Source organism: Bradyrhizobium barranii subsp. apii, assembly GCF_011516635.5.
Classification (GTDB): domain Bacteria; phylum Pseudomonadota; class Alphaproteobacteria; order Rhizobiales; family Xanthobacteraceae; genus Bradyrhizobium; species Bradyrhizobium barranii.
Genome location: NZ_CP096255.1, coordinates 1,273,920 through 1,294,181, shown reverse-complemented (window position 1 = coordinate 1,294,181; position 20,262 = coordinate 1,273,920). Strand labels below are relative to the sequence as shown.

General features: G+C 63.3%; 18 protein-coding genes and 2 pseudogenes. 6 read left to right on the top strand and 14 right to left on the bottom strand.

From position 1 onward, the window contains the following. Positions 1-3: 3 nt before the first annotated feature. Positions 4-456 (top strand): hypothetical protein, encoded by a 453-nt coding sequence (locus HAP41_RS06190; RefSeq protein ID WP_208012676.1) that lies wholly within the window; start codon positions 4-6, stop codon positions 454-456. A gap of 2 nt (positions 457-458) precedes the next feature. Then, on the top strand, positions 459-2,351 hold the full coding sequence (locus HAP41_RS06185) for a PQQ-binding-like beta-propeller repeat protein (RefSeq protein ID WP_166104275.1): 1,893 nt from the start codon (positions 459-461) through the stop codon (positions 2,349-2,351). Between the two features lie 141 nt (positions 2,352-2,492). Here HAP41_RS06185 and HAP41_RS06180 read toward each other — a convergent pair whose 3' ends face one another. Beyond that, positions 2,493-2,717 (bottom strand): cysteine rich repeat-containing protein, encoded by a 225-nt coding sequence (locus tag HAP41_RS06180; protein WP_166104278.1) that lies wholly within the window; start codon positions 2,715-2,717, stop codon positions 2,493-2,495. Positions 2,718-2,943: 226 nt separating this feature from the next. On the opposite strand from HAP41_RS06180, the gene HAP41_RS06175 reads away from it, so the two are divergent. Continuing rightward, the gene (locus HAP41_RS06175) at positions 2,944-3,225 is read left to right on the top strand and encodes a hypothetical protein (protein ID WP_166104281.1); all 282 of its coding nucleotides are present in this window, start codon (positions 2,944-2,946) and stop codon (positions 3,223-3,225) included. Between the two features lie 138 nt (positions 3,226-3,363). Here HAP41_RS06175 and HAP41_RS06170 read toward each other — a convergent pair whose 3' ends face one another. The 5 genes from HAP41_RS06170 to HAP41_RS06150 all read right to left on the bottom strand — a co-directional run bounded on the left by HAP41_RS06170 (position 3,364) and on the right by HAP41_RS06150 (position 9,612). After that, positions 3,364-5,313 carry a sensor histidine kinase gene (locus HAP41_RS06170; RefSeq protein WP_166104286.1) on the bottom strand — a complete coding sequence of 650 codons (1,950 nt, stop codon included), beginning with the start codon at positions 5,311-5,313 and terminating at the stop codon, positions 3,364-3,366. Continuing rightward, positions 5,310-5,993, bottom strand: coding sequence for a response regulator (locus tag HAP41_RS06165; RefSeq protein WP_166104289.1), 684 nt, complete (start codon positions 5,991-5,993; stop codon positions 5,310-5,312). Before HAP41_RS06165 ends, HAP41_RS06170 begins: the two co-directional genes overlap by 4 nt. 121 nt (positions 5,994-6,114) lie before the next feature. Then, complete coding sequence (locus HAP41_RS06160) at positions 6,115-8,862, bottom strand: T6SS phospholipase effector Tle1-like catalytic domain-containing protein (protein WP_166104292.1); 2,748 nt, start codon at positions 8,860-8,862, stop codon at positions 6,115-6,117. Positions 8,863-9,136: 274 nt separating this feature from the next. Next, the gene (locus tag HAP41_RS06155) at positions 9,137-9,388 is read right to left on the bottom strand and encodes a GCG_CRPN prefix-to-repeats domain-containing protein (RefSeq protein ID WP_071909307.1); all 252 of its coding nucleotides are present in this window, start codon (positions 9,386-9,388) and stop codon (positions 9,137-9,139) included. Continuing rightward, on the bottom strand, positions 9,385-9,612 hold the full coding sequence (locus HAP41_RS06150) for a hypothetical protein (RefSeq protein WP_166104295.1): 228 nt from the start codon (positions 9,610-9,612) through the stop codon (positions 9,385-9,387). Before HAP41_RS06150 ends, HAP41_RS06155 begins: the two co-directional genes overlap by 4 nt. 301 nt (positions 9,613-9,913) lie before the next feature. Here HAP41_RS06150 and HAP41_RS06145 point away from each other — a divergent pair, with 301 nt between their 5' ends. After that, positions 9,914-10,867 (top strand): AraC family transcriptional regulator, encoded by a 954-nt coding sequence (locus HAP41_RS06145; protein WP_166104299.1) that lies wholly within the window; start codon positions 9,914-9,916, stop codon positions 10,865-10,867. Positions 10,868-10,874: 7 nt separating this feature from the next. Here HAP41_RS06145 and HAP41_RS06140 read toward each other — a convergent pair whose 3' ends face one another. Further along, complete coding sequence (locus tag HAP41_RS06140; RefSeq protein ID WP_063985827.1) at positions 10,875-11,105, bottom strand: hypothetical protein; 231 nt, start codon at positions 11,103-11,105, stop codon at positions 10,875-10,877. Positions 11,106-11,255: 150 nt separating this feature from the next. Between HAP41_RS06140 and HAP41_RS06135 the strand changes: the two genes are divergently transcribed. Continuing rightward, positions 11,256-11,705 (top strand): DUF6314 family protein, encoded by a 450-nt coding sequence (locus HAP41_RS06135; RefSeq protein ID WP_224580946.1) that lies wholly within the window; start codon positions 11,256-11,258, stop codon positions 11,703-11,705. A gap of 35 nt (positions 11,706-11,740) precedes the next feature. On the opposite strand, the gene HAP41_RS06130 is transcribed toward HAP41_RS06135, so the two are convergent. Together HAP41_RS06130 and HAP41_RS06125 are read right to left on the bottom strand one after the other, a co-directional pair. Then, a complete protein-coding gene (locus HAP41_RS06130; RefSeq protein ID WP_166104306.1) occupies positions 11,741-12,043 on the bottom strand; it encodes a hypothetical protein in 303 nt (100 codons plus the stop codon). Positions 12,044-12,921: 878 nt separating this feature from the next. Beyond that, positions 12,922-13,164 (bottom strand): MerR family transcriptional regulator, encoded by a 243-nt coding sequence (locus HAP41_RS06125; RefSeq protein WP_224580947.1) that lies wholly within the window; start codon positions 13,162-13,164, stop codon positions 12,922-12,924. Positions 13,165-13,781: 617 nt separating this feature from the next. Between HAP41_RS06125 and HAP41_RS06120 the strand changes: the two genes are divergently transcribed. Then, on the top strand, positions 13,782-13,982 hold the full coding sequence (locus HAP41_RS06120) for a hypothetical protein (protein WP_057848204.1): 201 nt from the start codon (positions 13,782-13,784) through the stop codon (positions 13,980-13,982). A 21-nt stretch (positions 13,983-14,003) separates the two neighbouring features. Here the strand turns inward: HAP41_RS06120 and HAP41_RS49970 are convergent, their stop codons facing one another. The 5 genes and pseudogenes from HAP41_RS49970 to istA form a co-directional block, all read right to left on the bottom strand. Next, positions 14,004-14,129 (bottom strand): hypothetical protein, encoded by a 126-nt coding sequence (locus tag HAP41_RS49970; protein WP_256459636.1) that lies wholly within the window; start codon positions 14,127-14,129, stop codon positions 14,004-14,006. A gap of 555 nt (positions 14,130-14,684) precedes the next feature. Continuing rightward, complete coding sequence (locus HAP41_RS06115; protein WP_166104310.1) at positions 14,685-15,080, bottom strand: hypothetical protein; 396 nt, start codon at positions 15,078-15,080, stop codon at positions 14,685-14,687. Positions 15,081-15,284: 204 nt separating this feature from the next. Beyond that, entirely contained in the window at positions 15,285-15,800 is a 516-nt protein-coding gene (locus HAP41_RS06110) for a hypothetical protein (protein ID WP_166104314.1), read from the bottom strand. 792 nt (positions 15,801-16,592) lie between these two features. Further along, positions 16,593-17,449: pseudogene (gene istB / locus HAP41_RS06105) on the bottom strand (IS21-like element helper ATPase IstB). Then, positions 17,449-18,695: pseudogene (istA, locus tag HAP41_RS06095) on the bottom strand (IS21 family transposase). The pseudogenes istB and istA overlap by 1 nt, the downstream one beginning before the upstream one ends. Positions 18,696-20,262 lie beyond the last annotated feature (1,567 nt).

Here is a 20,262-nt window from a genome sequence, read left to right as displayed (position 1 = left end):
CTGTTGTGGACGTCCGCGGACAGTCTCATCGTTGCCTTTGCACTCGCATTCATCGTTCCGCAACGGCATGTGCTGCCGCTCATTCTGATGTTCGGCGCTTGCGATGCGCTGGGTTCCGCGCTCGGCGTCACGATGCCGGTCGCGGGCGGGCTCGCAGCGATCCTGTTGATCGCGTGCGGCGCATCGCTGGTGGTGCGCCACCCCATCGCGCAACGTCTTTTGAATGCGCTGGGCTGGTTCTATGTGCTGCCACCGCTGCTGGCGATCGACAATCTCGTGTCGCGCACGCCTGATGCGCCGGCCGTTGCCGCACTGTCGAGCGCGATCATGGCCGGGCTCGGCTTTGCCTGCGGAGCCGTCGTGTCGAGCGGGTGGCGCGCAGGCTTGCGCGACGTACGACCGCTTGCCGCGGCTTGCCTGATTGCGGTCGGAAGCCTCCTCGCTTACGGAGCCTGACTATGGTCGCCTCCGTCACGACCCGCAGCTACGACCGTGCCCGTACCGGTGCGAACAATTCCGAGACGGTGCTGACGGCGACCGCCGTTCGCAGCAGGGGCATCGTCAAACTCTTCAGCCTTCCGATTCCCGACGATCCCAGGCTCGAGGCGCAGCCGCTGGCGGTCGGCGGCGTGCACACGGCCGATGGCAAGACCCGCGACCTGATCTTCCAGGCCAGCATGGGCAATTGGGTCTATGCATTCGACGCTGTGACCGGCGAGAAGATCTGGGCGACCAACTTGGGGCGTCCCATCGTCGGAACGAGGGCGATCGACGGCCACATGACCAACGTCCATTGGGGTATTCTCTCGACCCCCGTGATCGACGAGGGGGCGGGCATTCTCTATGCCTGCGCCTGGATCAGCGACGACGGCAGCGTCGTCAAGGGGCAGCATTTCCTCGCCGCGCTGCGGATCCGCGACGGCTCGAAGGTGCACGGGCTGCTGAACCTGGAGGGCGCGGTCTACACGCCGCCGAACGGCCTGCCGGTGCAGAAATTCGTCTCGGCCCAGCGCAAGCAGCGCAGCGCCCTGACGCTGACGCGGAACCACGTGCTGATTCCCTTCGGCACGATCGCCGAGACGTCGAAGACGGCGCGCGGCTGGCTGCTCGCGGTCGACGTCCATGCCTGGCGGCTCGCTGCGTCGTGGTGCTCCACCGTCACCGGCTCCGGAGGCGGGCTCTGGCAGAGCGGGGCCGGCCCGGCCCTCGCTCCCGACGGTTCAATCTACGTCATCACCGGCAACGGAGCGTTCTCGCCGCAGCATGGCGATTTCGGCGAGAGCATCGTGCGGCTCGCCTTGCACACCGGAAGCCATGCGCATTTCGAAGTCATGTCGTGGTGGGCGCCATGGACCGACGCCAACCGGGTCGGCGCGGCCGCGGACGCAGCAGCCGCCGACGATGACGACAATGACGAACTGGCGCTGCCGTCGAACGTTTCCCTGCCCTCCGTGATCGCGCATGCGAGGCGCATGGGAATGACGCTGAAGCCGCGGTATGCACGCGAGATGCCGCATGTCGCGGTCACCTCGGGTCGCAGTGCAACCGATGCGCAGATCGCGCCGGTCGTGGCGCATCACATGGAGGCGATGAACGAGTCGATGTGGGGCGACCAGGATTTCGGTTCCGGCGGTCCGGTCTACGTCGCCTCCGCCCATGCTATTCTGGCCGCGGGCAAGGACGGCATCCTCTACACCGGCAATGCCAATGCGCTCGGCAAGACGCAGCCGGGCGAACTTGCGGCCGGCCATTTCGCGGCGAACTACAACAGGCTTCTCATGCCGCCGATCCTGTACACGTATTTCGATCCCGCCGTGCCGCCGGCGCCGGCGTCACCGATGGAGCTGAACGTGTTTCCCGGCGGCGCGACGCGGCATCTGCATGGCACGCCGCTGCTGTTCCAGTCCGCCACCCACGGCACCATGCATTTCGTCGGCGGCGAGAACAGCGCCTTGCGGGCTTGGTCGATTGGGGCCGACGGGAGAACGACCTATCTCGCCGGGGGCAACGAGATCGCCTCGCCGCAATCGCCGCGTCCGCCGGGCGGCATGCCCGGCTGGAGCATCACGCTTGCCGCCAACAACGGCACCGATGGCATCATCGTGGCGATGGTGCCCTATCAGGACAGCAACATGATTCTCAGTCCGGGCCGCTTCCTGGTCTACGACGCGCAGAATTTCGCCACCAATCCGGATGGCTCCAAACGGCTCCAGGTGATCTGGGACAGCGAGGACTGGGGGCCGGAGCACGCCTTCATGCATCCCAAGTTCAACCGTCCGATCGTCTGGAAAGGCCGCATCTATCGCCCGACCTATGACGGCCGGATCGACGTCTATGGCCTGACGAATTAGCTGCTGTCCCTCTCCCTTCTTCGCGGGAGAGGGTGGCTCGCGGCAGAGCCGCGGAGCGGCTGTGCTCTGGGTGCGTTGAAGCAGCTCTCATCCGCCTTGCCATCGGCAAGGCGCCTTCTCCCACTGGGGGACGGAAGAAGATCACCCGCCGTGCGACTCCACCACCTTGCGGCAGGCATCCGAGAGCTTTGTCTTGTTCTCGCGCAGGCAGGCATTCATCTGCGGTGGCTTGCCGATATGTTCGGCGCAGAATTTGCCGGCGTCGCTGCGGCATGCCATCTGCTCCTGCGGCGTCGGACCGGATTGCGCAGCGGCGGGCAGGATGGCGGTAGCGAGCAGCAGCGCGGCAAGAATTGAAGTCTTCATGAAACACCTCTTTGGGATTGTGACGGGTCCCGCTGGGATCGGGTGAGCCGGACCATCTCGCGAAGGGCCGTTGCCGGTCCATGCCATGTTCATGGCATCGGCTCGCTCGGCGCACCCCCATCTTCATGGCATGTATCCGCGCGCCGTCTTTTGCCATTCAGGCTGCACGTCGGCTGCGAAACCCGGTGATTGCATCGGGGCGCCGAACGGGAAGCAGGAGAGCAAGATGTCGAAAAACGTGGGAGCGCTGAGCGCCGGCCTGACGGTCATGATGCTCGCGGGTGCGGCGATGGTGTCGCTGGGCACGAGCCCGGCGCAGGCGGTGGTCTATTGCAAGACGGTCGGCGTGCCCAAGGGCTGCGTGGTGCGGCCGACCGGGGCGGTGGTGGTTGCGCCGGCCGCCGCGGTCGCGGTGGCGACGCCCGGGGTCGGCGCGCACGGCGTCGGCGTTCGTGCGGGAACGCCGATGAATCGCGGAGGCCCGGTCAATCGCGTCGGCGTGCGCTGACGATCTCGTTTGATTGAGTTGATTGCATCGCTTCGGGCGAAAAGGATGACTTGCGGACGAACCCCCCGTCCTCCGCATGACGATAATCCGGCCCGTTCCCTCTCTCCGTGCGTCCCACACGTTCGGGGAGGGGGCTTTTCAGCCCGTGGCGGCGGCGTCGCTATCGGGAAAGAATTTCGGCAGTTGCAGGCGTACGCGCGTACCCGAGGAATCCGAGGCCAGATCCAGCACCGCGCCGCAGCGCGCGGCGCGGCTTCGCATGTTGCGCAGACCCCGCGCGGTCTGGCCCGCACTGCCGGCTTCGCCGTTGCCGGACAGGGCAAAGCCCTTGCCGTCGTCCGCGACGCTGATCATGCCACGCGGCCCGTCGCCCTCTCCTTGGCCATCCCCTTGGCCATCGTCGAGCGTCTCGATGGTAACAACGATATGGCGCGCCTGTGCGTGCTTGACCGCGTTGGTCACGGCCTCGTCAAGGATGCGCACGATCTGGATGACGTGCCATGGCCGCAACTCGGGATGCAGCGGCAGGCCCTGCGGCGTCGCCACGTGCCATCCGAGTGCGACGTCGTGCGGCCGCAATTGTGCCGCCGCGCGCTCGCGCCAGGAGCCGAGCGCAAGCATCAGGTCGCCGCCGATGTCGTCCATGGAATCGATGACGAGGCGCAGATCCTTCAGCGCGGCGCGCGCCGCATCCGTGATGGTCGCGCCCTCGTGTCCGCGCTCGGAGAGCGCGACGATGCTGACGAGCTGACCGCCGAGGCCGTCATGCAGGTCGCGCATCAGCCGCGTGCGCTGGTTCGCGAGTGCGGCGGCACGGGCACGCTCTTCTTCGCGGGCGAAGCTTGCCTTCAGCCGCTCCTCGGCCTCGCGCACGCGTGCGACGAGCTGGCCGGCGAAGCTGTCGACCTCGTTGAGCGCGCGGGCGAAGCGCCAGGTCAGTCCGGCGCCTATCGCCACCAGCATCGCGGAATAGGACAGCCGCGTGACGAAGGTGCGATCGTCCGGCACGAACTCGAACGCCGAGAGCATGTCGTGAAACCAGCAGGTCAGCACGATGGTCACGGCGCAGCCGAAGGTAAAGCTCGCCGCGTCCTGCCGCCTGATCACCGCCCACGTCAGGATGACGACCAGCAGCATCAGGCACAGGCCCACGGTCGGCACGCCGAGGAACAGGAAGGTGATGCGCGGGATCGGCTGGCCCGCAAAGAGCCCGACCAGCAGGATGACGAGCCCCGGCGCGAACAACAGCAGCCCGTAGCGCGGCCAGCGCCAGCCGAAGAACAGCACCGCGAACGTCACGACCAGCGCGCTCTCGATCGGCGCGGACGCCAGCAGGATGGCGGCCAGCCGCGGATAAGGCGCGGGCGGCAGCGGCGCCGGCGCGAAGGCCTGCATCGCGCCGACGAGCATTCCTGCCGCCAGCACGCCATAGACCGGCTCGCGGCGTCGCATCAGCCACATGATGGCGAGGATCACCGCCAGCAACGATTGCCAGGCCGAGAACACCACGGGCAGCGTCACGAACAGCAGCGTGCGCGTCTCGTAGGCTCCCCGCAAGCTTTCGTCCGGCCCAACATAGACGGTGTCGAGGAAGCCTCGCAGCGGACCCCACACCAACAGCCGCACGGTGATGTCGTTGCTGCCGTCGCGCAGCAGCGACGACGGGATCACTGTGATCTCCGGCGTGTTGCGGTCGGGCCGGTTGGCGGTGGGATCGCGCCGGGAGTCCAGGATCGCGACGCCGTTGACCGCGACCTCCACGCCATTGCTGAAGCGCGGCAGAAAGACCGACCAGGCCGTGTTTGCCGCATCGGGCTTGAAGACGAACGTGCCCGAATAGAGCGGCGGGTCCTGGAGCGCGTAGCGCGACGACGTGAAATGCGGCAACGTCACCGCCCGGGTCGTGCCGTCCTCCCGCAGCGAAAATTCGCTCAAGGCAAAATCGTCGGGGTCGCTGGGCTGGAGCAGCCGCAGCCCCTGGATGGTGACGATCACGATCAGCGCCTGTAGCAGCAGATAGGGCACGAGGCGCGCCGCGATCAGCCGGCGCCGCGGTCGCGCAGGTGCTTTCGCCGCGATCTCGCTCACAGCTTGATCAGGCCCTGCTGCACCGCCTCGAACACGGCTTCACTGCGCGTGTGCACCTCGAGCTTGCGATAGATGTTCTTGATGTGGCCGGGCACGGTCTGCCTGGACAGGCCGAGATGGCTCGCGATCTCGGCGTAGCTGAAACCTTTTGCGATGCCCCAGAGGATATCGATCTCGCGCGGGGTGAGTCGTGCGGTGTTGAGCACGGGACCCCGCGGCGGCTCGGCCGAGCTCGGCGCGACGCCTTGCGTTCTGCGCACGATGAAACGGGCGATCGAGGCCGAGATCGGCGAATGGCCGGCGACCAGATCGCGCACGGTGGTGGCGATGTCGGTCGGGAAGGCGTCCTTCAGGAGATAGCCGGTGGCGCCGACGGTGATCGCGGAGATCACGCTCTCCTCGTCGCCGAGCGCCGAGATCACCATGATCTCGGTGTCGGGAAAGCGCTGCCGGGTCTCGCGGATCAGCTCGATGCCATGGCCGTCGGGCAGCCGCAGATCGGTCAGCAGCACGCGTGGCGCGCCGCCGTTCAGGGCCTGGCGCGCCTCGCCGAGCGTGGCTGCGCTGCGCACCTTGTAGCCGGCCTTGACCAGCGCATCCTGGAGCCGCCAGCAGGTCGGCGCGTCGTCCTCGACGAGGAGGATGGTGATGGCCTCACCCGTCTCGCCCTGTTCGCTCATGTTCATCGTCCCGCACCGCGTGTCCCCCGCGGCGCGAGGCCAAGTTTAGCCGCGGCGCGGACGCCGCGACACCCATAATCATGGGGGCGTTGTCACTCTTCCGCTCCGGTGTGGCCGGCGCCTACTGCTTTGCCGCAGCCGATGGCGTCGGCGGCGCGGGCAGACGCTGTACCGTGATCCGCGCCGTGCCGCTGTTGTTCTTGTAGTATTGTTCGTCCGGCCCGAAATAGTCGACGTATTTTGCCGGGGCCAGCCATCGCAGGAAGCCCGGGACGATCTGCACGGCGTCGTTGACGTAGAAGAACAGCTCGCCGGAATCAGGTGCGGTGAATTCGGCCACCATCCGGTCTGCAAGTTTCTGCGTGTCCCAGACCTTGCGTGCCGACTCGTCTGGCGGAAGCGCATCGAATGTGCCCATCTTCGCGATGTCAGCCTTGAGTGTCGTCAGCTTCGCCGCATCGTCCGTGCTCGATTCCTCAGCGTTTTCGATGCGGACGGGATATCTGTTTTTTGGCTCATCCTGAGCATTTTCCTCGGGAAGGGTCGGGTCAATGCGGCGCGGCAGTTCATCTGCCGACATCACGTTCATGGCCTGCAGCGGCTGATCGTTCAGGCCCTTCTCGCCGACGCGTACGACCGGCTGGAACCAGTCCGCGCCGAACAGTCGCCGGGTCGGGAGAGCGAGGTAATGGTGGTTTTCGTAGGTCTGGAATCCGGTGACGCCGGTCATGATCGTGCGGTCGAACCAGCGTTGGTCGATATCGATCCAGACCCGGTATTTGCGGCCCTTCTCCACGGCGAGCCTGCTTGCCCAACAGAACTGGTTGACGTTGAAAAGCTCGACCGCAGGAAGCGCGTTGTCGCCCACCGGCTTGGCAGGCGGAATGTCTACCGCGACGTTCGCTCCCTTTCTCTTCGCCTCTGCGGCTTTTGTTTCCGGGGTTTCACAAACCTGTCCGGTCGCGACGCGCCAGGTGAAGAAGCTGCTCGAGGCGATCAGCAAGGCCGCGGCGTAGATGACGATGATGGAGACGATGGGAAAGATGATCTTGGTGAACGGAAAGCTCATCCACCGCGCATTTCGCTGCATCAAACCGCCAAACCTGAACAACAAACTCATCCGGCTGAGGTTTTTTGCGCTCGCCTTCCGTTCCGGCCGGTACCAGGCGAGTCGCGCCCGCTCCTGGATGCCATCACGCAGCGAGGCGTTGATGCTCCTGACCCACCACGTGACCAGCACGACGAGTGCGGTCGCGACAGGATAATAGAGTGCGATATTGAGCCATGGCCCCGCATAGGAGGGCAACACGTTCTTGAGCAGGTTCGCGACGGAGCCGAGTATGGCGCTGAAACCCCAGTCGATGTTGCTGACAAAATCGCGCAGGCTCTTGCCGGATGTATCTATGATCTTGCGGGCGATCCACGGCCAGGCGGCGATGATGCCCGTCATGATCAGGAGCGAGAAATAGGCCACGCGTCGCCACCACACGGCGCCGCGCGCCAGATTCGCCATGTCCGCGTCTGGCGCTTTCATTCCAGTGAAGGCGTCGGATTCCTCCTTGCTTATCGGGCGCCTCGCTTTCTTCGCGTAGGCGTCATGCATGGCTTGGTGCGCGCCGTCATTGGTGAGCTCCCTGATGCTTCCGTCGGGCATCAGCACCCGCGCGTTCGCCGGCAGCATGATCGGCGCATAATCGTCGCATCCGAACAGCATTCGTTCGACCACGGCGAAGTGAACGACCGGTTTGCCGCCGTTCACATCGCCTTCGAGGATCGGCCGCGGACCGTAGCGGTAAAGCACGGCGGCGCCGCTGCGTGAATCGTGCTTTGGCCCGATCGCCGATTGATACTCGCGGAAGCGCTCGATCGTGCCGTTCTGGAAGCGCAATTGGCCATCGAGCTGCTCGGTCATCCAGACCAGCGGAACGAAGGAGAGGGTGGATTCCGGGTAACCGCCGCCAATGTCGGAATGGACGCCCGCGAACCACACCTCCTTGACAGTCTGGTCATTCGCTAGACGGCTCTGGTCGATCCGCAGCGGATGAAAGGTGGTGCGCTCGTCGTCGAGCGCGAGCGCGTGACAGATGTGCTTCGCCTTGCGCGAGGGCCGGTGATTGCGGAACGAAATCGGCCAAATCGCCCAGTCGATCGCGACGCGCAGCTCCTCGATCGGTATGCCGAAAGCCTCGACCGTGTCGAACAGCCCGAGGAATTCGATCTTGACGTTCTTGCGGCCGGCCATGGCCTTGCGGATCGTGCAATAGGAGCGGTGCCAGCAGACGAAATGGTAGATGATGAGCAGCAGGTCGCGAATCCAGCGCGCAATCCAGATCGTCGGCAGGCTGCGATAGCCCACCGATTCCTTGCGGTATTCCCGCCATGCGGACATCGCGTTGCGCTCCATCTCGGCATGCGAGACCGGCTCGCCCTTGATCTCCGCCGGCACCAATCCCTGGCTCGCGATCAGCGCCGCCAGCGTGCGCGCGGTGAAGGCGCCGCGGCTGAAGCCGAAGATGTAGATCTCGTCGCCCTCGCGCCAGTTCCAGCACAGGAAGCGGTAGAGCTTGCGGACGTTGGAGGGAACGCCGATGCCGGTGGCGCCGTCGATGGCCGCGAGCGGCGCCCAGCCGGCGGTGCCGACGCCCTTGATGTAGTGCGCGATCTGGTCGGGCTGGGTGTGGTCGAGCGCTTCATAGAGCCGCCAGACGCTGGATTCCTGGGCGGTGAACGCGTTGCCCGTGCCGTCGGCGAACAGCACCAGCTTGCGCTTCGACAGGGTGGTGGCGGTCGTCCCGCCGGCGCTTGCATCGTCATGCGTGTGCTTGGGTCTGGCAGAATTACCATTCTGCGCGCCATCATGCTGGGTCATGGGGCCCCTCTGGCAATCGACGGTGAAGCACTTCAGGCTGGCGCCGTTCAGCACTCCACGATTTCAATCAATGGTTGCGTCATGAAAAGCAGGTGCATTCTGTGCATAGTCCCGTTGAGGTAGCAAGCGGGATCGCGCCGCCGCCCTGCCGCGGTCGGACGCCGCGGCAATGACGGTTACGAAAACGTTTGGTCTTGCTGGTGCCCGTGGCGAGAGGCGTGATGTCGGCGGACGCCTCTCCCCTGCGAGTGGGGAGAGGCGGAGTGTTCAGCTCCTACCTGCCATTGCCGCGGCAAGCGCCGCCGGGGCCGATATGGTAGCCGCGCGGGCAGGCATGCGCGGCGGGGTTGGCGTAGTTCCTGAGGCAGCCGCCATAGGGGCCGCGGTGCCAGCCGGGGCCGCAGCCGCCGGCGACCGCGATGACGTCGCCGTTCGCGCCTGCGTTGAGCAGGGTGAGCGGCATGGCCTGGGCAACGCCCGTGATCGCGCCGAGCGTGAGAGCCGTGGCAAACAGGGTGCGTATCATGTCTTCCTCCCGAATGCCGTTGCTTCAATGGCCGGCGGCATCCCGATCGCCTTCTCGCGATGGCCGCCCTTGTTCGGCTCGGCCTTGCCGAGCTCGGCGCGGGCCGATTGCAGGATCGCGATGGCTTCGTCCATGTGCGGCTGCGCGCCCAGCGCGTAACCGATGCAGAGGCTGGTCGCGATGGCGCCGCCGAGCACGAGGCTGCGGGGTAGAGAGGTTCGCATGTCGTTGTCTCCTCCAGCGGGCGTCAGGCTGGGGCCGCCCGTTTGCCCGGACGCAGTCCGGTCTGTGCCGGGATGCTGCATCCGCGGCCTGAATAGGGCCCGCCTGTGCGGGGCGTCTTGGACTGACCGGCGCCAGCGCCGTCGCAGCTTGGACTGACCAGCGCGGCTTGATTCACGTTGGCGTGCTGATAGCTTGCGGTATGCTGGTCTTCTGCGGGCGTCCGTTTGGCGTGCGAGGTTCGGCGAGCGCCAAGCCTTTTTTTAAGAACTTAGAAAAGCCATTCTCGAAAAGTCGTTCTCGATGTCCGTCATCAGGAAGTCGCTCTCGACCGAGATGCTGCCACAGGACTTGTCCGACCGGCAGCGCTTCATCCGCTTCGCGGAGCTGTTCGAGCATTTCTCCAACACCGGCGAGCTCGATCCGGCGTCCGACGTGCCGTTTCGCGCCACGATGAACTCTATCCATATCGGCACCACCATGCTCGGCCGTTGCGACGGCAGCTTCGTCACGGTCCGGCGCGAGAAGCGCCAGGTGATCGAGACCGGCGACGACCGCTTTTGCCTCGCGCGCAACACCGGAGATCTTCCGTCTCAGGTGATCCATCGTGGCCGCGAATTCACCATGCGGCCGGGAGCGATGGTGCTGCTCAAGCTGGACGAGCCGTTCTTCGCGGCCGACGGCGCGAGCCAAAAGCGCTTCACCAACGTGCATCTGCCGGTCGATACGCTGCGCGCGATGGTCGCCGACATCGACGATCTCGTCGGCTGCGAGCTCGAGCCCGGCGGCGCGCTGTCGCTGGCGATGGATTACAGCGATCTCCTCCTCCGCAATCCCACGGCCGCCGACGAGGCCGGCATGGCGATCGCCGGCCATCTGCTCGACCTTGCCGCGATCGGTCTCGGTGCCCGCAGCGATATCGCCACTGCCGCGCGACGCGGGGGCCTGCGCGCCGTGCGGCTCAAGGCCGTGCTGTCGATTCTTGAGGCGCGCTTCCACGAGCCGGGTTTTTCCGCCCAGAAGCTTGCCGCCGCCGCCGGCCTATCCGAGCGCTACGTCAACGAGCTGCTGTTCGAGGCTGGCGCCAGCTTCACCACCCGCCTCACCGAACTGCGTCTGCGCAAGGCCGCCGACCTCCTGGCACACCGCGAGGGCCGCATCAGCGACATCGCCTGCGGCTTCAACGACCTCTCCTATTTCAACCGCTGCTTCCGCAGGCGGTTTGGGTTGACGCCGACCGCGGCGAGGGGGAAGTGAGAGAGCGCTAGGTCTCCACCCGCGGCGGCGGATAGCGGCGCGCCAGCGCCGACAGCGGCAGGTGCCGTTCGCCTTCCGGCAGCTCCAGAAAGGCCAGCACTTGCGGCCGCTTCCAGTCACCGATGCCGAAATCCATCGCCATCCATTTCTGCGGCTCGGGGCCTTCGAGGCCCCGGACCCAGACGAAATAGCGGGGGAGGTCGTCGGCGTCCGCTTCCGTCGTGCGTCTCCTGGCCATCAAAGCTGCTCGCTGGATCACCATTTCGTTGCGATAGGATATAGGTATCGGCTCGCTGAAGTCGAACTCCCCGCTGCGGGTCCTGTGAGGCTGGACCGGCTGGTTAATTGCGCAGGTCTAAAGAGCAGGTCTGAAGATATGAATGAAGCGATGATCGATAGTTGGGGTGACGCCTCGGACGTCACGAAAAGGCTGATCGGCTCGTGGTCCTTCAACCGCGTCATCGAAGGCCAGGCTACGATGCAGGGTATCGCGATCTTCACGCCCCTGGACGGGGGGCGGTTGGCCTATCGCGAGCAGGGACATCTGAAGCTCGCGAACGGCACCATTGTGCAGGCCGAACGCGAATACGTCTTCAGCAACAGCGAGGGCGGATTCAAGGTCTTCTTCAGGGAAGATCCGCCGCGGCTGTTTCACGAGATTTCACTGTCCGCAGCTTCCGGAGGAAAGCTGAGCGGACGTGCGCGCCATCTTTGCAAGCACGACGACTATCAGTCGGCCTACATGTTTCGGCCGGATGGAACGTTCGTCGTCCGTCATGTCGTATCGGGTCCACGCAAGGACTACACGATGAACACGACCTACACGCGTTTCCCGTGATCATGCCGGCGCGATGGCGACGGCCGTGCCGCCTCTCACCGCCAGAGCTCACTCTCCGCCACGCGGTTGATATCGGCGAGCCGGCGGTTGGCGTCGCCGTGTAGATCGATGCTCTCAACCAGCGTTAGCAGACGCTGATATGCGCCATCGGCGATTTCGACCGGCAACGGCTCCTCGTCAAAGGCCTCGACATAGCTGCCGACGAGGCCGCTCAACAGGCGGCAAAGACCCCGCTGGGCGGGATCGTCCCGGCCGAGCGTCTCGAGCTTTTGCTGAAATGTCCGGAAGGTGCGCAGGCCGTGGTGCTGTTGCGAAAGCCACGTATGCAGGTCGTTCATGTGAGCTCCTTCGAGTTACAGAAGAAGCTACCGGTTTATACAGGTGGGATGTGACGATTGGAAGGGGAGGGGAATACCGGACTCGTTGATCTAGTCCGCCTTCGCCAAGGCTCCGGCGGGACAGCCTTCGCTGCTTCGCATGGATCGATTTGCGCCCGGCTCGCCCAGCCGTAGCTGCGAAGCAGCGAAGGCTGGTGCCCCTGGCCGACAACCGCCTAATACTATAACTGTCTGAATTCGCATAAATTTTTATAGTCGAATGTTGCCAATACCAACAGAAATACCAACAAGCAGACGGCCGTATCAGCTGGCAAAAAAAGAGCAGGCTCCCCCGGCAGCAGGGCTGGCACCATGCCGTTCCGGTCTTCAATGTCGCGACCGGAATCGAACCTGGCGATGAATCGAAATGCCGGTGGCTGGGACGACTTCGGGGCGACTCTATTGCCTGGGCGCGAGACCGACACCAAATGTGCTGATCGTGCGGCGCTGATCCGCGATGCTGGACGTCCAATGACGATGGCCTGCCAATGTCCAACAACACACAGAACGCGGGGCTGCGGGCACGAACTGCGATACTGCCTCGGCGGCGACCATTGGGCGCACGGCTTCCACTCGACCGCGTCGCCCACTGCTCAACGAGGAGGGCGCGTTCGACGGCGATGTAGTGGAAGCCCAACTCGCCCACTACACTGAGAAAGTAGCGCTGGTGGCGCGATGAGGTGGTGCGGCGCCGCCTTGGCAGAGGCCGACAAGATCCTCGGCATCTATAACTGTGCTGCCTATTGGGCCGGACGCGTGCGTTTGATGCAGCGTTGCACTGATCGCCTCGACAGCCTGCGCGACGGTGCGCCTGCCGTTCCGCTGCGCAGATCGGCGGTCTAGCTTGCTCTCGCTTCGACCCTCGGCAGCGAAGCGTGATATTCATCCACGCTGTCGAGATCGATCATGGTCTTACCTCCCATCTTGTACGCTCTGATCCTCTCGTGGGCGATCAGCTCATAAGCCTTAGTCTTTCCGAATTTGCCATAGCGGCAACCATCCTTGAACTCGACGAGCCGGCGCCGCTTGTTGTTATCATTGTCAATCATGGTTTCTGTGTGTGCTTCGATGATTTCCGCCACAATCGGATCAAGTCCCGCTGAGCGAGATCGGCATAGGAATTTCCATGGCGCGACCTTGGTGTCGGCGCGGGCTTACCAGGAAGGCATTGCTTTTGTGGTAGCTGATGAGGTTCATGCTGACTTGATTCGACGCCAGCTGCGCGCAGCCCAATTGCCCGGATGCGTCGATCTATGTCGCCTACGGTGCCAAACAAAAGGCTCTCTGATGCCGCGACTAACTCCTGCGCGCTATAGCGTACAAATCGGACAGACCGGATGCGCTGTTGGCAAGTTCGTAACACGCCGTCCCCGTGCTCACTTGGCCCCGTGTGCAAAGAAAAGACGAAAGTCGGCGTGAAGGCGCGCGAGCGCCCGGCCCGGGGCCTTTTGAAACGTCTGGACGCCGCGCTCGTCGCGGATGAATTCTGCAGCACTGGTGGTCATACCCGCCGCTAGCAGCGCGTCAATGCGTGATTGAACCTCGGGCAGGGGCCGAATCTCTCCGGCATCAAATCGCCGGCAAACCTGACATCATGAGCGAGTTCACGCATCGGACCAGCCTATAGGGTCAACCGATGGAGAGTTGCGCCTCAATGCGGCTGTGCTAGTACGCCCGCTCTCGAATCGAGGAGCTAAAAGTGGCGAAGAAGGCAAAGAAGACGGCTACGAAGAAGAAACCTGTGCGTCGCGAATACACAAAGGCTGACGTAAAGGAGCTGCGCGCTCATTCGAAAGCCAAGACTCCGGTTGCAAAAATTGCGAAGCTCACAAAGCGCTCCGAAGGCTCACTCCGCCAAAAGGCGCTCAAGCTTGGAATCCGGCTTGGTCACCAGCGCTAGAAGGCGGCATCATGATGCTCTTCAATAGAGTGTTGCCGCATTGACGGCTCCCTCGATCGCAAGGCTTAGATAGGTGTCCGACTTCTCGTCCCATCGCTCAGCGTAGGCAAACGGACCGGGAAGCGTACCGCCCACGGCAGCCTGCACGGCCTTGACCAGAACCTCCTGGTTCTCTAGCCGCGGCAGGTAGACATAGCGATTGAGGTACTCGCGGAGGTCCTTAAGTGCAGGCGGGCAGAGGCTAAACCCCGGCCCAGACCGCGGAATGGTGCCCGAAGAACCTGCACCGTGGCTGCAGCTTACTATGTCGGCACGGCGGCTCTTCCTGGGTTGCGCCGCCTGAAGCCGATGCGGTAAAACAAACGCGGATTTCGAGATCAGCGATGGTACTCGTAATTCACGCTGACGCCGAAAGCGACGTGGGACGCTCAGCTCAGGGTCTCCGCTCAAGCCGAAGTTCACCAAAACCAAGCCCAAGTGGAGAAACCGAAGATAAAAGCACCCGTCAGCAAACCGCGCAATCACATCCGTAGCACGATGCGTTCGACGGTTCGAAAAGGTTTAGCAGCACTTACGGCACTGGGGACCCGAAAGGGTTGAGCGCTGTCACGCCAGCTTCTTGCTACGTGAAGTACCTGTTACCAAGCTGATACCCCACCAGTTTTAGGCCCCGGTCACCCGGGGCCTTTTGCTTTGTGGTCGTCAGTCTGCCTTGGGCCACTCGAAGTCGAGCTTGTTGGCCCATGACTCCAGGATGAGGTCGGAGAAGCCGCCGCCCTTCTTGAACCACATGGTCGGGCGACTGCGGACGCTGGTCAGCTCCACCTTGTAGTAGATGCTGTTCAGTTCGTGCGTGAAAAACTGGTTCAGGTTCTCGGCGTTTGCGCGGGTGTAGCAGGAGGCAAGATCCTTCAGTTTGTGTCTGAATACGGCGAGGAGTTCCTCGACGTCCTGGAGAATGATGACCGCGACATTGCGCTCTTGTACTGACATGTCGGCGATGAAGTACAGAGCCTCGTCGCCGTAGCCATCTGGCGCAACCGACGCCAGCTTGCGGTGGATCGTCTCCAGATCCCTGATGGCGTTATAGTCCTTCACGACAGCGGTGTGGCCGGTAAATGAACCGAAGGTATGGTCCCGGGTCTCGATCGCGTCCTTGCCTCGCCCTTTGAGCCGGCGGGTCCGTAGTAGTCCGACTCGTCCTCGGTCGACTCGTTGCGGATGATTTCGGTCAGGGTGCGCTGACCGCCGTGCGGATGCTTCATCCTGCGAAGCAGCTCATGGACTTGGGGGAGGCTGGTCCTAAACTTCCGATAGGCCCGCGTCGCCTCCAGGGCGACCGGCTTCAGCTTCTCCAAGATGGCCAACTTCGGAGCCACCAGCGGCAGGTTCGCGAGAAGGTAGTCCTCCTCGAACTTCCTCTTCTCCTCGAACTTCCATACCCTTGTCGGCCTCGGCCAAGACGTCGGCGTCGGCGCAGCAGTTGCCGATGAAGGCGCAGCACTGGAGGTCGGGAAACCAGACGAGAGTGCCGGTCAGAAAGCGGTTTGGTGCACACATCGGGCAGGGGCAGAGGTCGCCGTCCGGCCGCCTGGTCCCATTGACCGTGATGAGCTGCCAGAGCTTCCTGAACTTGGCATCCTTCGGGATGCTGTTTCGATACAGGGACTCGATCAGCTCCGGTTGGCCAGTCTCCGTGATCTGCGCCACCGTCTCCTCGATCCAGATACCTGACCGACGGTCCTTGAAGGTCCGCCAGGGTAACACTTTGACTTCAGAACCTTTCGTACCACGCGACTTACGACCGTCTTTGGTCATGAACGCCCCTATGAGAACGAACCCAAAAGATTCCTTTTGTTCTTTGTGTTGAGCCTGCCGGGTTCCAGGAACTCCCGATTCGCATGCCTACAATTAGTACGGTCGCAAGGCGTGTAGCTCAATATGCTGCGCGTATCTACCCCCGGTAGTCCCAGCATCCACAGGGTCAGGTCGCGTGTAGGGCCCCTGTTCGATGGCGGCCATAAGCTCGGCTCCTGTGGAACAGGTCGGTGGTTCGAGCCCACCCAACTGTACCAGAGCGCTCCCTAAGTGCTTCTGCCGCAGCAAGTAATTGAACAGCCAGACCATTTCGCTCGCTCTCAATACAAAGAGCGATACAGATGCCCATCCGAATGGCTGCGCTAAATTTCTCAGCAACAGGTACGACGAAAATTCGCAAGGCCATCCCGAAGGATATTCGCGCAGAATACAAGCGGCTATACGGCGTCAGCCGCGAGGCAATCCTCCGTACCCCGGCAGGAACCTCCAAGGCTCAGGCCAAAGCGCTCCATGGACAATGGCTGGCAGAGGTCGAAACGCGGATCGAACGCATCCGCGCGGCGGCAAAGGGCCAGGGCCAGCCACTCACGAAACTCAACGCCTTGGCCTTGGCAGGCCGGTGGTACGCTTGGTTTCTCGAGAAGCACCAGAGCGACCTAGGGCCCCCTACGCATTGGAGCAGCCGCAAGGATCATACATCTGGCAGGTTCTCGCGCCGCATGCGCCCGAGGTGTCAAACGCCATCCGGAACTGCCCCCTTTGCGTCATGAAGAACTGCCTCCACCATCGGGATTATGATCTCGGTTGAAGGTTGGCTCCGCCGCTGACGGGACGGAGGGAGGCGGAGCCGACCGGAGGGCCGTCAGCGGCGGGCGGCTTGATGAGGCCGCTCTTGCGCTTGGCTCGGAGCCGGTAGCTGTCGCCGCGGATCGTCAGCACGTGGCTGTGGTGCAAGAGCCGGTCGAGGATCGCGGTGGCGACCACGGGATCGGCGAACACGGTGCCCCATTCGGCAACACTGCGGTTCGAGGTGATCAGCATGGCGCCAGTTTCATAGCGCCGACTGACCAGTTGGAAGAACAGATGCGCCGCGTCAGGTTCCAGCGGCAGGTAGCCGAGCTCGTCGACGATCAGCAGCTTTGGCTTCGACAGCGCGAGCAGTTTCTCATCCAGACGCCGTTCGCCATGCGCCTTGGCAAGGCCTGCGACCAGTGTCGTCGCCGTGGTGAACTGCACCGTGTACCCGGCCAGGATCGCCTCTCGCCCAGCGCGATCGACAGGTGCGTCTTGCCGACTCCGGGCGGCCCGAGCAACAGCACGTTCTCTCCATTAGCGATCCAACGTGATGCGGCCAGGTCGCGGATCTGCTTGGGATCAATCGAGGGCTGCGCCTCGAAGTCGAAGCTTGCGAGCTCCTTCACGGCCGGGAAGTGTGCAAGCTTCAGCGCCATATCGATGCGGCGATGATCCTTGCGCGCGATCTCACGTTCGCACAGCAAGATCAGCGTCTCACGCGCCGACAGGTTCGCGCGCGCCGCCTCGTCGAGCAGGCTGTCGAGCTGATCGCGGATGCCGGAGAGCTGCAATCGCGCCAGCATGGCATCGAGCGGATCGGTCGGTGCTTCGGTTGCCTTCTTTGCGCGCGTCATCAGAAGCTTCCCCCGATCACGGCTTCATATTCGGTAAGCGGACGCAACAACGAATGCGGTGGAGACGATCCCGGCACCGCCGCTGCAGTCTCCGGCCGGCGGACCGCGCCATTGCGCCCGGCAACACCGTCGAGATGAACCGGATCGACGATCCGCAGCCGGCGCCCCTTCGATTGCTCGTGAACCGCGACCTGGTGCACGCCATGGCGGATCCGCACCTCGCCGGCCGCGATCGTTACCGCTACGCGCTCGCCAATAAGGCGCCACGGCACCGAGTAGCTGTTCGTATCAATCTCGACGGCGCAATCATTGCCGACGACGCGGGTCAGTTCACGCAAGGATCCGAACGACGGCTGCCCGCCGAGCGGCTTCAACCGATGTATTTCGTCACGCGCGAAGCGGATGATCGGCGCCTCGCCCGTCGTGCCGTGGATACGAACGTTCGCAACCTCACGCTCCCACCTGTCGAGATGCGCCTCGAATGCTTCCCAACTAAGGAATGACCGGCGATCGCGTTCTTCTTCACGTAGCCGACGCCGTTCTCCGTCTTGCCCTTCGTGCGCGCCCGATATGGCGCGCAGGCGCGAGGACGGAAGCCCCAATGTTTTGCGAAGGCTATCAGCTTGTCGTTGAACTGAACCGACCGGCTCACCGCGTCGTGGCGCACGACAAGCGCGCGTGGATTGTCCATCAGCACTTCCTCCGGCACACCGCTGAAGGTCGTGAACGTGCTCTCGAGCCCGGCGAACCAATGCTCCTGCCTCTCGGCCCGGAACGCACGCGCATGGAGCCGTCGCGAGTGTCCAAGCGTTGCCACGAACACGAATGCCTTGACTTTCGCCCCTCCGATCTCGACCAGACGCTCCCCGAAGTCGATCTGCAGCTGCCGGCCCGGCGGCGTCTCAAACCGCGTCGTCGCCAGCGCCTCCGCCTTCAGCGCCTGGCGATAGGGCTGCACGGCGCGTTGCAGTGTCCGCCGGCTGACGGCCACGCCTTTCTCGGCCAACAGGTCCTGGCGCACCACGTCGGCATTGCCGCGATGCCGAATGAGCCTCTCGCGCAGCCAGCCCTCAAGGCCGTCGAGACGCTTCGGCCGCTCAGGCGACTTGAACGGCTTCAACCCGCCCGCCGCCACGTAGTCCTTCACCGTGTGATGGCTGCAGCCAAGCTGCCGCGCAATCCGCTTCACGCCCCACCCGCACGCTCTCAGGCGCATCATTTCCGCCACGTCATCCGGCGTCCTCATCACCTGCCCCCGGGGATCATTCCACGGCGAGCCTTCAGTGATTCGTTCCCGCTTGATTCACTCTCTCCTCAGCTATCCGAGGAGGGGGCAATTCCTCGTGACGCTGAGGGGGCAGTTTTCCATGGCGCGCGACAGCAGGGTGCAGGATTCACGGACAGTGCGAATAAGGGCATAAGGTCGGAATCGCAGTCGGCGCCCGTGATTCGCCTTGCTCCAAGCCTTCCGCTCACTGGTTTCCCCCGAGCTTTCGATTGTCCAGATCCTTCCCCGGACCGACAGGGTGGCGCTCGTGGCTCGGCTGAAGTCAGCGGTCTTGCTGTGTCCCTGTTGCGTCTGCCAGACGAGTCGCGTCCACAGCCATTACGTGCGACGCTTTAGCCGATCTGCCGTGGCAAGGTCGGGTGGTCGAATTCCGGCTTCACGCGCGGCGGCGAAGGCTGCCTCCGTTCATGTCTCTGATATCGGCGCGAGCGATCTGGCGAGCCGATTAGAGGCGGCCTAGGCGCTTGCAATCGCCATTCCGGGTATCGTCGTGAACCACGACTTGCCCGATCGCCGTGTAGAGCGCCTGCCGCTCGCAACTCGACTTCACCTCGTAGATTTTGCGCAAGACGCCGCCGGTCTGGACCCCGAGATCAACATAGCTATCCTTGAAAAATGGTCTGAAGCGGTAGCTGCAATGACCCGTGCCTTGCCCGGGAATGTCCCCTCGCTGATAATGGCGCAATCAACAGAGTTGCCGAACGAAACGTTCTGCCCATAAAAAACGTGCCAAGGTGCTCGTTGCGGAAAATTCGTGTGTTGTTATCACCCTGTTCAAGAGTGCCATGACAGCCTCTTGCGAAACCAAGCCGAAGTCGGCCAAGGCGCAAGAAGCAAGCTGTGATGAAATTATGTCCGCACGAGCCGCAATCGCCTTTGGCAGTACAAGCGCGAAAGTCTCCTTTGCGTAACCGCGTGGAAATACGTCAGAGCCCAAGCGCTCACGCAAGTAAGAACGGAGGAGCTCCTTGCCCGAGCGAAGTGCAAACGGAAGCTTCGCTCCAAAATTGATCAATCTCGGATCGCCGAATGGGCGGACGGGCCAAAGTCCTCGCGTCGCGAGTGGGCGAGCATGACAAAGACTTGCGAGCAGAGTTGTGGATAGAGTGGCGCTGATGGGGGCGCTAAAAAGGAAGGATGAACGAGCGGCGTCAAGCCCGCGTTTCGTCAATAGGTCTTCTGCAAGCCCAAGTGCGATATCCAGGTCGGGTGAAGACGGAGATCTGGGTTCCTCCTCGTCGCTGCTGAAGCGAGCGCAAAGCTCGTCTCCTCCTATGCCGGTCCAGATTATTTCGCAGCCATCACCTCGGAACCGATCCCAGAGTGACCCGAACGCCTCAAGGTAATACTCTGAAATGAGTGGCAGGCGTCCTTTCAGGTCAAGATCTAGATCAATCGCCGGCATGTGGGCGTGCATGTCAACTTTGTGATCGCGACAATCCAGTGCGCTCAAAATGTTAGCTCGGCGGTCAATCTGCTTGGGGCTACTCCCGTCGCCCAATAGTATCCCGCCACATGCTAGCGA

Coding starts and splice junctions, on each gene's coding strand:
- HAP41_RS06130 (WP_166104306.1), bottom strand. CDS start 12,043: ATGAACGACCTGCATACGTGGCTTTCGCAACAGCACCACGGCCTGCGC.
- HAP41_RS06110 (WP_166104314.1), bottom strand. CDS start 15,800: ATGACCAAAGACGGTCGTAAGTCGCGTGGTACGAAAGGTTCTGAAGTC.
- HAP41_RS06150 (WP_166104295.1), bottom strand. CDS start 9,612: ATGCGAACCTCTCTACCCCGCAGCCTCGTGCTCGGCGGCGCCATCGCG.
- HAP41_RS06135 (WP_224580946.1), top strand. CDS start 11,256: ATGATCGATAGTTGGGGTGACGCCTCGGACGTCACGAAAAGGCTGATC.
- HAP41_RS06155 (WP_071909307.1), bottom strand. CDS start 9,388: ATGATACGCACCCTGTTTGCCACGGCTCTCACGCTCGGCGCGATCACG.
- HAP41_RS06180 (WP_166104278.1), bottom strand. CDS start 2,717: ATGAAGACTTCAATTCTTGCCGCGCTGCTGCTCGCTACCGCCATCCTG.
- HAP41_RS06175 (WP_166104281.1), top strand. CDS start 2,944: ATGTCGAAAAACGTGGGAGCGCTGAGCGCCGGCCTGACGGTCATGATG.
- HAP41_RS06165 (WP_166104289.1), bottom strand. CDS start 5,993: ATGAGCGAACAGGGCGAGACGGGTGAGGCCATCACCATCCTCCTCGTC.
- HAP41_RS06185 (WP_166104275.1), top strand. CDS start 459: ATGGTCGCCTCCGTCACGACCCGCAGCTACGACCGTGCCCGTACCGGT.
- HAP41_RS06160 (WP_166104292.1), bottom strand. CDS start 8,862: ATGACCCAGCATGATGGCGCGCAGAATGGTAATTCTGCCAGACCCAAG.
- HAP41_RS06140 (WP_063985827.1), bottom strand. CDS start 11,105: ATGGCCAGGAGACGCACGACGGAAGCGGACGCCGACGACCTCCCCCGC.
- HAP41_RS06145 (WP_166104299.1), top strand. CDS start 9,914: ATGTCCGTCATCAGGAAGTCGCTCTCGACCGAGATGCTGCCACAGGAC.